Annotated in this window: 11 protein-coding genes; 7 read left to right on the top strand and 4 right to left on the bottom strand. The window is 70.4% G+C overall.

Features of this window, described 5'->3' with window-relative positions:
- Positions 1 to 6: 6 nt before the first annotated feature.
- The 3 genes from ASH02_RS04070 to ASH02_RS04060 are packed head-to-tail and all read right to left on the bottom strand — an operon-like array spanning position 7 to position 2,705.
- Positions 7 to 876, bottom strand: coding sequence for a DUF1707 SHOCT-like domain-containing protein (locus tag ASH02_RS04070; protein WP_056677860.1), 870 nt, complete (start codon positions 874 to 876; stop codon positions 7 to 9).
- A gap of 27 nt (positions 877 to 903) precedes the next feature.
- A complete protein-coding gene (locus tag ASH02_RS04065; RefSeq protein WP_056677857.1) occupies positions 904 to 1,731 on the bottom strand; it encodes an ABC transporter permease in 828 nt (275 codons plus the stop codon).
- A complete protein-coding gene (locus tag ASH02_RS04060; protein WP_056677855.1) occupies positions 1,728 to 2,705 on the bottom strand; it encodes an ATP-binding cassette domain-containing protein in 978 nt (325 codons plus the stop codon). Before ASH02_RS04060 ends, ASH02_RS04065 begins: the two co-directional genes overlap by 4 nt.
- Positions 2,706 to 2,855: 150 nt before the next feature.
- On the opposite strand from ASH02_RS04060, the gene ASH02_RS04055 reads away from it, so the two are divergent.
- The 3 genes from ASH02_RS04055 to ASH02_RS04045 are packed head-to-tail and all read left to right on the top strand — an operon-like array spanning position 2,856 to position 5,499.
- Complete coding sequence (locus ASH02_RS04055; RefSeq protein ID WP_235532504.1) at positions 2,856 to 3,827, top strand: ABC transporter ATP-binding protein; 972 nt, start codon at positions 2,856 to 2,858, stop codon at positions 3,825 to 3,827.
- Positions 3,824 to 4,606 carry an ABC transporter permease gene (locus ASH02_RS04050; protein WP_056677851.1) on the top strand — a complete coding sequence of 261 codons (783 nt, stop codon included), beginning with the start codon at positions 3,824 to 3,826 and terminating at the stop codon, positions 4,604 to 4,606. Before ASH02_RS04055 ends, ASH02_RS04050 begins: the two co-directional genes overlap by 4 nt.
- Positions 4,603 to 5,499 carry a COX15/CtaA family protein gene (locus ASH02_RS04045; protein ID WP_235532503.1) on the top strand — a complete coding sequence of 299 codons (897 nt, stop codon included), beginning with the start codon at positions 4,603 to 4,605 and terminating at the stop codon, positions 5,497 to 5,499. The genes ASH02_RS04050 and ASH02_RS04045 overlap by 4 nt, the downstream gene beginning before the upstream one ends.
- A gap of 177 nt (positions 5,500 to 5,676) precedes the next feature.
- Here ASH02_RS04045 and ASH02_RS04040 read toward each other — a convergent pair whose 3' ends face one another.
- Positions 5,677 to 6,666 (bottom strand): heme o synthase, encoded by a 990-nt coding sequence (locus ASH02_RS04040; RefSeq protein ID WP_082563557.1) that lies wholly within the window; start codon positions 6,664 to 6,666, stop codon positions 5,677 to 5,679.
- Between the two features lie 93 nt (positions 6,667 to 6,759).
- Here ASH02_RS04040 and tkt point away from each other — a divergent pair, with 93 nt between their 5' ends.
- From tkt to pgl, 4 genes are read left to right on the top strand one after another with little or no spacing between them, the layout of a single operon-like run.
- The gene (gene tkt / locus ASH02_RS04035) at positions 6,760 to 8,880 is read left to right on the top strand and encodes a transketolase (protein ID WP_082563556.1); all 2,121 of its coding nucleotides are present in this window, start codon (positions 6,760 to 6,762) and stop codon (positions 8,878 to 8,880) included.
- A 58-nt stretch (positions 8,881 to 8,938) separates the two neighbouring features.
- Positions 8,939 to 10,039: a transaldolase gene (tal, locus tag ASH02_RS04030; RefSeq protein ID WP_056677844.1), complete on the top strand. Its 1,101-nt coding sequence runs from the start codon at positions 8,939 to 8,941 to the stop codon at positions 10,037 to 10,039.
- Positions 10,036 to 11,676 carry a glucose-6-phosphate isomerase gene (locus ASH02_RS04025; protein ID WP_235538979.1) on the top strand — a complete coding sequence of 547 codons (1,641 nt, stop codon included), beginning with the start codon at positions 10,036 to 10,038 and terminating at the stop codon, positions 11,674 to 11,676. The genes tal and ASH02_RS04025 overlap by 4 nt, the downstream gene beginning before the upstream one ends.
- Positions 11,673 to 12,401, top strand: a complete 729-nt coding sequence (pgl, locus tag ASH02_RS04020) for a 6-phosphogluconolactonase (protein ID WP_056677841.1) — start codon at positions 11,673 to 11,675, stop codon at positions 12,399 to 12,401. Before ASH02_RS04025 ends, pgl begins: the two co-directional genes overlap by 4 nt.
- The last annotated feature ends 136 nt before the right edge of the window (positions 12,402 to 12,537 follow it).

The following is a 12,537-nucleotide window of genomic DNA, read 5'->3' as shown; positions in this document are numbered from 1 at the left end:
CACCATTCACTGGGACGAGGGCGCGGTGAACGGGGCGCGCAGCAGGACCGTCGCGCCGCTCAGGTCGGTGACCAGGCGACCGGACTCCATGTAGTCGTTGCTGACGCTGATCTCCACGTGGGGCGGCAGCTCCTTGCCCTCGAACTCGGGAGCGTAGGTCAGGCTGCTCCCCCAGTCGCCGCTGGCGATGGTGACCGTGAACTGCTGCGCACCGTCGACGCCGAGGTCCGAGCCGGCCTCCTCGACGTTCTCCAGGAGGCGGTCCAGGTCGACATCGGCCAGGTCGACCAGCTCCGGGTCCGCCGTGCCGACCCGGCCACCGGTCGACTCTGTCAGCGTGTCGTCGGCGCCCGGGTCGTAGGAGTACCGGTCGAAGCGGCCGCGTCCCTCGTCGGTGGGCACCAGCACGTCGGCGTACGTGCCGTGGGTCTCGACGGCGAGCACCTCGGTGGTGCCGAGGTCGTCCTCGACGTCGGCGACCAGCGCCTCCAGGGCGGTGGCGGTCAGCACGGGTTCGTCGCCCGGCTCGTCGTCGCGGTCCATCAGGCCCACCACCACCAGCAACGCCACGAACCCGCCCACCAGCACCGCGACCGTGGCTCCCACCGTCGCGGCCCGCGAGTGCCCGGGCGTACGGCGCACCGCGGGAGCCTGCACCTTTGTGAGCAGGGCGTTGGCCGGGTGGCGCTCGGGCACCTGGACCTCGTCGAGCACCGCGACCAGGGAGTCCAGCCGGTCGGCCCGCAGGGCGGAACTGACCAGCCGGTCGTGGTCGGCCGCATCGATCTGGCCGTCGGCGAAGGCTCCCGACAACGCGTCGACGACGGCGTCGCGATCGGACTGGCGGGCCCGTTTGCGCGCGGGTCGTGACGACATGCGCGGCACAGTACCCGCTGACTGCGGTCAGTCCTGCGTGCGCCTGCGGAACGTGCGGATCGCCAGGGGAGCGATGACGAGCGTGATGCCGATCGTCCAGATGAACGTGGTCAACACCGGGTGCTGCAGCGGAAGCGCAGCATCGGACGCCACCGGTGGAGTGTTCCCCCACAGCTCGCGGACCGCCTGCACCAGGGCGGAGATCGGGTTCCACTCGGCCAGCCAGCGCAGCGCCTTCGGCATGTTCTCGGTGGGGGCGAAGGTGTTGGCCAGGAAGGTGATCGGGAACATCGTCGTGAACATCACGCCGTTGACCGCCTCGACCGAGCGCATCTTGGAGCCGACCAGGATGCCGACCCAGATCATCGCGAAGCCCCACATCAGCAGCAGCACGTAGGCCAGCACCGCATCGAACACGCTGCCGCGGATGCGCCAGCCGATGACCAGCCCGGTCAGCGACATGACGATGATGCCGATGCTGGAGTGCAACAGGCTGGAGATGCTGCGGCCCACGAGAACGGCCGCCGGGTTGATCGGCAGCGACCGCATGCGGTCGACGATGCCCTTCTCGATGTCGGCGGTCAGGCCGACCGCCACGACGAACGAGGCGAACGCGATGGTCTGCCCCATGATGCCGCCGAGCAGCCACTCGCGGTACCCGGCCGGGGACCCTGTCTGGATGGACCCTCCGAAGACGAAGGCGAACAGCATCACGAACATCACCGGCTGGATGGTGACGTCCATCAGCATCTCGGGCATCCGCTTGATGTGGATCAGGTTGCGGCGCACGATCACCATCGACTGCCGCAGCAGGCCGGTGTCGCGGATCTCGGGGCGTTCGATGACAGCAGTCACGGGACCAGCTCCTCGTCGGGCGTTTCTTCGGCGTCCTCGGCACGGTGGCCGGTCAGGTGCAGGAACACGTCGTCGAGGCTCGGGCGCTTGAGGCCGAGGTCGTCGAGCTCGATGGCGCTGTCGGCGAAGACCGACGCGATGCGGGTCATGTCGGCCAGGCCGTTCGCCGCGGCGGTCAGCTGGCGGGACGCCTCGTCGATGTGGACCTCGGCGACCTGGCTGCGCAGCAGCTTCTCGGCGGCGGGGAGGTCTGCCACGTTGGAGACGGTCACGACCACCGCTGCCTTGCCGGACTGGTCCTTGAGCTGCAGCGGTGTGCCCTCGGCGATCACCGAGCCCTTGTCGATCACCACGATGCGGTCGGCGAGCTGGTCGGCCTCCTCGAGGTACTGGGTCGTGAGCAGCAGCGTGGTGCCGTCGCGGACCAGCTCACGGAGCACGTCCCACAGCTCGACCCGGCTGCGCGGGTCGAGCCCGGTGGTGGGCTCGTCGAGGAACAGCACCGGAGGAGTCGCGATCAGGCTCACCGCGAGGTCGAGCCGGCGCCGCATGCCCCCGGAGTAGGTCTTCACGATCCGGTTGCCGGCCTCGGTCAGGGAGAACCGCTCGAGCAGGTCGTCGCTGGCCCGGGCGATGTACTTCGACGACAGACCGTAGAGCCCGCCGATGAGCCGGAGGTTCTCGCGACCGGTCAGCAGCTCGTCGACCGTCGCGGCCTGGCCGGTGAGCCCCATGCTGCGGCGTACGGCGCCGGGCTCGCGGATCACGTCGTGCCCGGCGACCCGGGCCGTGCCGCTGGTGGGCGTGGTCAAAGTGGTCATCATGCGCACCGTCGTCGTCTTGCCGGCACCGTTGGGGCCGAGCATGCCGAGCACGGTTCCCTCGGGGACCGAGAAGCTCACGCCGTCGACGGCGACGGTCTCTCCGAAGTGCTTGACCAGGTTGTCGGCCTCGATGGCCGGGGGTGACGTCATGCTGCTCCCTCTCGCATTGGACGGTGTGTCCGGTTCCTGACACTTCGACCCGCGCCGGTCACGAAACTCATCGGTCCTCCACCCTAGGGAGGTGTCCCTGATGGGTCACCTGTTTTTCGGCGTCCGGGGCGGCGTTCCTAGACTGTCCCGGTGCCCCCCTCCCCCGACGTCGCTCCCGGCAGCCCAGGATCCGACGCGGCGGCCGTCGAGATCGACGGCCTCGTCATGCGCTACGGCGAGAAGACCGCCGTCGACGAGCTGTCGCTCCGCGTCGAGCGGGGCACCATCACCTCCGTGCTCGGGCCGAACGGCGCCGGCAAGACCACCACGCTCGAGGTGTGCGAGGGGTTCCGTAGACCACAGGCCGGCACGGTCCGGGTGCTCGGGCTCGACCCGACCCGCGAACGCCGTGCGCTGCTCCCCCGCATCGGCGTGATGCTGCAGTCCGGTGGCGCCTGGTCGGGGGTGCGGGCCGAGGAGATGCTCCGCCACATCGCACGCCTGCACGCCCACCCGCTGCCCGTCGAGATGCTGGTCGAGCGACTCGGCCTCGACGAGTGCGGGCGTACGCCGTACCGCCGGCTCTCCGGCGGGCAGCAGCAGCGACTCGGCCTCGCGATGGCGATCGTCGGCCGCCCCGAGCTGGTCTTCGTGGACGAGCCCACGGCGGGCATGGACCCCGCCGTGCGACGCACGACGTGGGAGCTGCTCGAGGAGCTCAAGGCCGACGGCGTCACGATCGTGCTGACCACCCACCACATGGACGAGGCCGAGCGGCTCTCCGACCTGGTCCACGTCATCGACCACGGGCGCCTGGTCGCCAGCGGCACCCCTTTCGACCTGACCCGGGCCCGCGACCAGGCCACGATCCGCCTGGTCGTGACCCGACCGTTCCCGCCCGGCTCCCCCGACAAGCTGCGCATCGCGCTCGGCGACCACACCGAGGTGACGGAGATCAACGAGCAGAGCCTGCTGATCACGGGTCCCGCCGACGGGTCGACCCTCGCCCGGGTCTCCGCGTGGTGCGAGGAGCACGACGTGCTGCCCGAGAGCCTGGTCCTCGGCCAGCGCACGCTCGAGGACGTCTTCCTGCAGCTGACCGGACGGGAGTTCGAGGCATGAGCACCACCCGCCAGGACTTCACCCCGGCCCCGGGCTCGGCTCCACTCTCCCGCCAGGTGGTGGCCCAGGCCTCCATGGAGACCCGCCTGCTGCTTCGCAACGGCGAGCAGCTGCTGCTGGCCGTGGTCATCCCGGTGCTGGCACTGGTCGGCGGCATCCTGGCGGCCCGCCGTCTGGGACTCGACTTCGACGAGACCCCGGTCGACGTGCTGACCCCGGGGGTCCTGGCCCTCGCGGTGATGTCCACGTCGTTCACGTCGCTGGCCATCGCCACCGGGTTCGAGCGCCGCTACGGGCTGCTCAAGCGCCTCGGTGCCTCACCGCTGCCACGCTCCGGACTGCTGCTCGGCAAGGTGATCGCCCTGCTCGGCGTACAGGTCCTGCAGGCGGTCGTCATCGGTGCGGTGGCCCTCGGGTTCGGCTGGCGTCCCGGCGGCGGGTTTGCCGGCGTCCTGCTGGCCGTGGCGGCCGCATTGCTCGGTACGGCGGCATTCGCCGGTCTGGGCCTGCTCGTGGCCGGGACCCTGCGCGCCGAGGCGACGCTGGCCGTGGCCAACCTGGTTTACCTGCTGCTCATGATGGGCGGCGGCATCGTGCTCCCCCGTGACACCTACGGCTCGGCGGGCGCGGTGATCCAGTTCCTCCCGTCCGCAGCCCTGGGCGACGCCATGCGGGACGCGTTCATCGACGGATCCGTCAATCTCGTCGCCTTCGCCGTGCTGGCCGTCTGGGCCGTCGCGGCGGGCGCGATGGCGAGCAGGAGCTTCAAGTGGGAGTGAGCAACATCGTTCCGGCCCGGTACCTCCGCCCCCTGGCGGTGACGAACCTGGTCGCGAACATCATGATCGTGGTGACCGGCGGCGTGGTCCGCCTGACCGCATCGGGTCTTGGTTGTCCGACGTGGCCGCGGTGCACGGACGAGTCGTACGTCGCCCACGGCGCCCTCGGCATCCACGGCGCGATCGAGTTCGGCAACCGGATGCTCACCTGGGTGCTCGCTGCGGTCGCCATCACCTGCTGGCTGGCCGCGCTCGCCTACCGGGCCTCGGGCGGCGTCAACGGAACCCGCACGGTGCGCCTGTCGACCATGATCGCGCTCTACGTGCCTGCGCAGGCGATCATCGGCGGCGTCACGGTGCTGACCGACCTCAACCCCTACGTCGTGGCCTTCCACCTGCTGGTCTCGATGGCCCTGATCGGGCTCTGTGTGCTGCTCGTCGAGGTCACCCGGCAGCCGGACACCTGGTCCGCCGACGACCCACTCCGAGCGCCGGAGCAGACCCGGAGGCTGGCCTGGCTGGTCTTCGGCGTCGGCTGGGTCGTGCTCTGGCTGGGCACCGTGGTCACGGGCTCCGGGCCCCACGCGGGGGACCTCGATGCACGACGTACGGGCCTGGACCCCCAGGTCTGGTCGCACGTGCACGCGTCGGCGGTCTACGTGCTGGTCGCCCTGACGGTCGGCATCGTCGCCCTCGCGCACCGGCAGCGGCTGGAGGGCGTACGGCGGGCCGCCGGCGCCCTGCTCCTGGTCGAGCTGCTGCAGGGCGTGGTCGGCTTCGTGCAGTACTTCAACGACCTGCCGGTGCCGCTGGTCACCGTGCACATGCTGGGCGCCTCGTTGACCGCAGCGACCCTCGCCTGGGTCGTGGTGCGCGCACAGCGCACGGTCTGAGCAGACCCGGGAAGAACTGGGACGGCGGGGTGCCCGAACCCCCGAGACCGGGCACGCCGCCGTTCAACAGGTATGACGTGGCGGACACCGGTTTGGTTGCTTCGGACCCCGAACTATTTTTCCCGGTCCAGACCACCGCTCCCGCGACGGTCCTGACGACAGCCCGCGAAGGGGGTCTCAGCGGGTCAGCAGCGGGTCGAGCGCGACCGCGACGAACAGGAGGCTGAGGTAGAGGTTGGAGGTGTGGAAGAGCCGCATCGGCTTGATCAGCGACAGGGTCTCGGTGCCCTTCGTGCGGCCCCACATCCTGTGCGCCTCGACCAGGAAGACCCCGCCGAGGACGGCGGCACACGCCGGGTAGAACCAACCGGTGCCGGCCACCGGCCACAGCACCAGCGACGTCGCGACCATCACCCACGAGTAGAGGACGATCTGTCGACCGACCTCAGCCGCGGGCTTCACGACGGGCAGCATCGGGACGTCGACGTTCGCGTAGTCCTCGCGGTAGCGCAGCGCGAGGGCCCAGGTGTGCGGCGGCGTCCAGAAGAAGACCACCATGAACAGCACGATCGGCGTCCAGGCCAGCTCGTTGGTGACCGCCGTCCAGCCGATGAGGGCCGGGAAGCACCCGGCGAGGCCGCCCCAGACGATGTTCTGGGTCGTACGCCGCTTGAGCAGGATCGTGTAGACCAGCACGTAGAACGCGTTGGCGCCCAGCGACAGGGCCGCGGAGAGCCAGTTGACCCACACTGCGAGGACCAAGGTCGAGACCACCGCGAGCACCACGGCGAACAGCAGGGCCGAGCCGGCCGACACGATGTGGCGTGGCAGGGCGCGGCGGCGGGTGCGTCGCATCTGCTCGTCGATGTCACGGTCGTAGACGCAGTTGAACGCCGAGGCGGAGCCCGCCGACAGGGTGCCGCCGATGACGGTCGCGACGACCAGCCACAGGTCGGGCACGCCACGGTCGGCGAAGAACATCACCGGCACGGTGGTGAGGAGCAGCAGCTCGATCACCCGCGGCTTGGTCAGACCGACGTAGGCGGCGACGACGTCCTTGAACGACGCGCGTTCGGGGTCGCCCGACGGGTCTGCCGCCCGCTCAGGGGTGGAAGCCGACTGGCCGACGTACGTCACGAAAACCTCGGGTTGCAAAGACTGCGTCATGGTGATGGAAAACGGTGGAGCCGACGTCGAGTCTATAGCCCATGATGAGTAGGCTCGTCGTTGCCGCCGTAGTTGCAACGAGAGGATCCTCACGTGACCACCGATTCCCCCACCCTTGAGTGGACCGACCTCGACCGCCGCGCCGTCGACACGGCCCGCGTGCTGGCCATGGATGCGGTCCAGAAGGTGGGCAACGGACACCCCGGAACCGCGATGAGCCTCGCGCCCGCGGCGTACCTGCTCTTCCAGAAGGTCATGCGCCACGATCCGTCCGACGCCTACTGGCAGGGGCGTGACCGGTTCGTGCTCTCGTGCGGCCACTCGAGCATCACGCTCTACACGCAGCTGTTCCTGGGCGGCTTCGGTCTCGAGCTCTCCGACCTGGAGGCGCTGCGCACCTGGGGCTCCAAGACCCCGGGCCACCCCGAGTACCACCACACCGTCGGTGTCGAGACCACCACCGGCCCGCTGGGCCAGGGCGTCGCCAACGCGGTCGGCATGGCGATGGCCGCGCGACGCGAACGCGGCATGCTCGACCCCGACACCGCCGCTGGCGAGTCACCGTTCGACCGCCACGTCTACGCGATCTGCTCCGACGGCGACATCGAGGAAGGCGTCTCGGGCGAGGCGTCCTCGATCGCCGGCGTCCAGGAGCTCGGCAACCTGACCGTGATCTACGACCGCAACCGCATCTCGATCGAGGGCGACACCGACATCGCGCTCGGCGAGGACGTCGGCAAGCGCTACGAGGCCTACGGCTGGCACGTGCAGACCGTCGACTGGACAAACGGCGGCACCGGCTACGACGAGGACGTCCCGGCGCTCCACGCGGCCATCCAGAAGGCCAACGAGGTCACCGACAAGCCCAGCTTCATCGTGCTCGACACGATCATCGCCTGGCCCGCGCCCAACGCCCAGGGCACCGAGGCCGCCCACGGCAGCGCACTCGGCGACGACGAGGTGGCGGCCACCAAGAAGGTGCTCGGCTGGGACCCCGAGCAGACCTTCGAGGTGCCTGACGACGTGCTCAAGCACACCCGCGCGCTCTCCGACCGTGGCGCTGCCGCCCGCAAGGAGTGGGACGAGCAGTTCGCCGCGTGGGCGACGGCCAACCCCGAGCAGAAGACGCTCCTCGAGCGGGTCAGCACCCGTGCCCTGCCCGACGGCCTGGCCGAGGCGCTGCCGGTGTTCCCCGCCGACGCCAAGGGCGTGGCGACCCGCTCGGCGAGCGGCAAGACCATCAACGCGATCGCACCCCTGATGCCCGAGCTGTGGGGCGGCTCGGCCGACCTGGCGGGCTCCAACAACACCACCATCGAGGGCGTGCCGTCGTTCATCCCGGCCGACCGTTCGTCCAACGAGTGGTCGGGCGACCCGCTGCGCGGCCGGGTGCTGCACTTCGGCATCCGCGAGCACGCGATGGCCTCGATCATGAACGGCATCACCCTCGGCGGCCTGACCCGCGTCTTCGGCGGCACGTTCCTCCAGTTCGCCGACTACATGCGTCCCGCCGTACGCCTGGCCGCGCTGATGGGTGCGCCCGTGACCTACGTCTGGACCCACGACTCGATCGGTCTCGGCGAGGACGGCCCCACCCACCAGCCGATCGAGCACCTCGCCGCCCTGCGCGCGATCCCCGGGCTCGACGTGGTCCGCCCGGCCGATGCCAACGAGACGGCGGCCGCGTGGCTGGCCGTGCTCCAGCGCACCGACCGTCCGGCCGGACTGTGCCTCACCCGTCAGGGCGTGCCCACGTTCCCGCGCGGCGAGGAGGCCGAAACCGGACAGCACTGGGCCGACACCAGCGGCGTCGCCAAGGGCGGCTACGTCCTGGTCGACGCCGACGGCGGGGCGCCCGACGTCGTCCTGATCGGCACCGGCTCCGAGGTCCAGCTGGCCGTCGCGGCCCGTGACGAGCTCGCTGCCGAGGGCATCAAGGCCCGAGTCGTCTCGATGCCGTGCGTGGAGTGGTTCAACGAGCAGGACCAGTCCTACCGCGACTCGGTCATCCCGCCCACCGTCAAGGCGCGGGTCTCGGTCGAGGCCGGCATCGCCCAGGGCTGGCGCGAGATCGTCGGCGACGCCGGACGCATCATCTCGATCGAGCAGTACGGCGCCTCGGCCGACTACAAGCGCATCTTCGAGGAGTACGGCGTGACCGCCGGGGCCGTGGCCTCGGCGGCGCGCGACAGCATCACGGCCGCGCAGGGCTGACCGACGCCCCACCGCGCACCGCGCAGGCAGATCCCGACCGCAGTTCAGGAGGAACACAATGTCCGAACGACTCAAGTCCCTTGCCGACGCCGGTGTGTCGGTGTGGCTCGACGACCTCTCCCGGGAGCGGATCGAGACCGGCAACCTGGCCGACCTGGTCAAGGAGAAGTCGGTCGTGGGGGTCACCACGAACCCCACGATCTTCGCCGGCGCGATCGGTGACGGCGAGCGCTACAACGACCAGGTGGCCAAGCTCGGGGCCGAGGGCCAGGACGTCGACGCGGTCATCCGCGCGCTGACCACCGACGATGTGCGCAACGCCTGTGACGTGCTCGCCGACGTCTACGCCGGCGACCACTTCGACGGGCGGGTCTCCATCGAGGTGGAGCCCGGCCTGGCCATGGACACCGAGGCGACCATCGCCCAGGCCCGCGAGCTCTGGGAGACCGTCGACCGGCCCAACGTGCTGATCAAGATCCCGGCCACCGAGCCCGGCCTGCCGGCGATCACGGCGGCGACTGCCGAGGGGATCAGCGTCAACGTGACCCTGATCTTCGGCATCGACCGCTACCGCGCGGTGATGGACGCCTACCTCACCGGTCTCGAGCAGGCCCAGGCCAAGGGCATCGACCTCTCCACCATCCACTCGGTGGCGTCGTTCTTCGTGTCCCGGGTCGACTCCGAGGTCGACAAGCGCCTCGCCGCGATCGGCACTGACGAGGCGAAGGCACTCAAGGGCAAGGCCGCGATCGCCAATGCCCGGCGTGCGTACGCCGCGTACCAGGAGGTCTTCGGGGGCGACCGCTTCCTCCAGCTCGGCGGAGCCAACGTGCAGCGCCCACTGTGGGCCTCGACCGGCGTCAAGGACCCGGCCTACCCCGACACGCTCTACGTGACGGAGCTGGTCGTCGACGGCTGCGTGAACACCATGCCGGAGAAGACCATGGATGCGTTTGCTGACCACGGCGAGCTGAAGGGCGACACGGTCAGCGGCCGCTCCGCTGAGGCCGAGGAGGTGTTCGCCGCACTCGCGGGCGTGGGCATCGACTTCGACGACGTACTGGTGGTGCTCGAGACCGAGGGTGTCGACAAGTTCGACAAGTCCTGGGCCGAGCTCGTGGAGACGGTGAAGGGGCAGCTCGAGAGCAGCCGGTCGTGACCGCCTGGAACGTCGCCGAGGGCGACGGCTTCTGCCTGCACTTCGGCTACCCCGACGGGGCAGCCTTCGCCGCTGCGGTCCACCAGCTCGTGGCTGACAAGGTCGCCTCCCGGATCGCCGCCCAGGACCCGACGCTGTGGGGTCGCGCCGCCGAGGATGAGGCCGCCAAGCGGCTCAGCTGGGTCGACCTGCCGACCGCCTCGCGTCCACTTGTGTCCGAGATCGAGGCACTGCGCGACGAGCTCGCCGCCCAGGGCGTCTCACGGGTGGTGCTGTGCGGCATGGGTGGCTCGTCGCTGGCGCCCGAGGTCATCTGCAAGGCAGCCGGCGTGCCCCTCGAGGTGCTCGACTCCTCCAATCCCGACGTGGTCCGCTCCGCCCTCGGCCAGGACCTCCGGGCCACTGCGGTGGTGGTGTCCAGCAAGTCGGGCGGCACCGTCGAGACCGACAGCCAGAAGCGCTCGTTCGAGGCCGCGTTCCGAGACGCGGGCATCGACCCGACCGCGCGCATCGTGGTCGTCACCGACCCCGGCTCGCCGCTCGACAAGAGCGCCAGTGCCGACGGCTACCGAGTGTTCCGTGCCGACGACAAGGTGGGCGGGCGCTACTCCGCGCTCACTGCCTTCGGGCTGGTGCCCTCGGGCCTGGCCGGGGCCGACATCGGGGCCCTGCTCGACGAGGCGCACCAGGTGCAGTCCGCGCTCTCCGAAGACTCCGTCAACAACCCCGCACTCCGCCTGGGTGCCCTTCTGGGCCAGGCATCCAGCCAGGGCGTCGACAAGCTGGTGCTGGCCAACGCCGGGGCCGACTTCAGCGGCTTCGGTGACTGGGCCGAGCAGCTGATCGCCGAATCGACCGGCAAGGACGGCAAGGGCATCCTGCCCGTCGTGGTGGAGTCGCTCGAGGCCCCGAACTTCGTGCCGAGCACCCCCGACTCGGTGCTGTCCACGTTCGGTCCCGACTTCCCGTTCGCGTCCGTCCGCCCGGCCTCGGCCACGGGGGCCTCGGTCGATGCGGCCCTCGGCGCCCAGATGCTGATCTGGGAGTACGCCACCGCCGTCGCCGGCCGGGTGATCGGCATCGACCCGTTCAACCAGCCCGACGTCGAGAGCGCCAAGGCCGCCGCCCGCGAGATGCTCGACGGCGCCGGGTCCACCCCGGATCCTTCCTTCACCGACGCGGCGATCAGCGTGTACGCCGGCGACTGGCTGCCCGAGGGCACGTCCACTGCCGCCGCGGCCGTGGACGCACTGCTCGGCAACCTCGACGCCGCGCACGGTTACCTCGCCGTGCAGGCCTACCTCGACCGACAGCGCGACGCCGACCTGGCCGGTTGCCGTCCCGAGCTGGCCACCCGCACCGGACGACCCGTCACGTTCGGCTGGGGACCACGGTTCCTGCACTCGACCGGGCAGTACCACAAGGGCGGACCCGCCACCGGCGTCTACCTCCAGGTCACCGCCGAGCCGGCCGCCGACCTCGAGGTGCCGGGTCGCGAGTTCACCTACCAGCAGTTCCTCGTCGCGCAGGCGATCGGCGACGGCCAGGTGCTGGCCGACAAGGGACGACCCCTGCTCCGCCTCCACCTCACCGATCTCGAGAGCGGCCTCGCCCAGTTGCGGGCGCTGCTGTCATGACGACGGCGACCAAGGTCCACGACGACGGCGACGCCCTGGCCGAGGCCGTCGCCGAAGCACTGATCCAGCGCCTGGCCGAGGTGCAGGCCGAGGGCCGGGTGCCCTCGGTCTGCCTGACCGGTGGCACGATCGCCGGACTGGTGCACCGCAAGCTGGCCTCGTCGCTCAACGGCTTCGACGTCGACTGGGACGAGGTCGACTTCTGGTGGGGCGACGAGCGGTACGTCGACGCCACCAGTGACGACCGCAACGCCGTCCAGGCCCGTCGAGACCTCCTCGACCACATGGACGTCGACCCCGAGCGGGTGCACGAGATGCCGTCCCACGACTCCGGGCTGACCCTCGACGAGGCGGCGCAGGCCTACTCCGACGAGATCCGCGCCCAGGGCGGCGGACAGTTCGACGTCGTGATGCTCGGTCTCGGCCCCGACGGCCACATCGCCTCGCTCTTCCCGGGGTCCCACCAGATCGACGTCGACGACCGGATCGCGGTCGCCGTCCCCGACTCCCCCAAGCCGCCGCCCGAGCGGATCAGCCTGACCTTCGGTGCGCTCAACCACACCCGAGCGGTGTGGTTCATCGTCTCCGGCGTCGACAAGGCCGAGGCCGTGGCGCGTTCCCGCGGAGACCTGGACCTGCACGGTGCTCCGGCCACGGGTGTCACGGGCACCGGTGAGATCGTGTGGTGGCTCGACGCAGCCGCCGCACGAGCCGTGGATTCTTGATGCGCGAGCCTGCAGTTCTTGATGCGCGAGCCTGCAGTTCTTGACGCGCGGGCCTGCAGTTCTTGACGTGCGAGCGGGGTACGGCGACCGTGTCCACCGTTGCGGGCACCTCACGCGTTGCCGGGCGCTCGCCGAA

The organism is Nocardioides sp. Soil796 (genome assembly GCF_001429525.1).
In the GTDB taxonomy this organism is placed as follows: domain Bacteria; phylum Actinomycetota; class Actinomycetes; order Propionibacteriales; family Nocardioidaceae; genus Nocardioides.
Note: the sequence above shows the minus strand (reverse complement) of the source record. Positions and strands in the feature narration are given on the sequence as shown.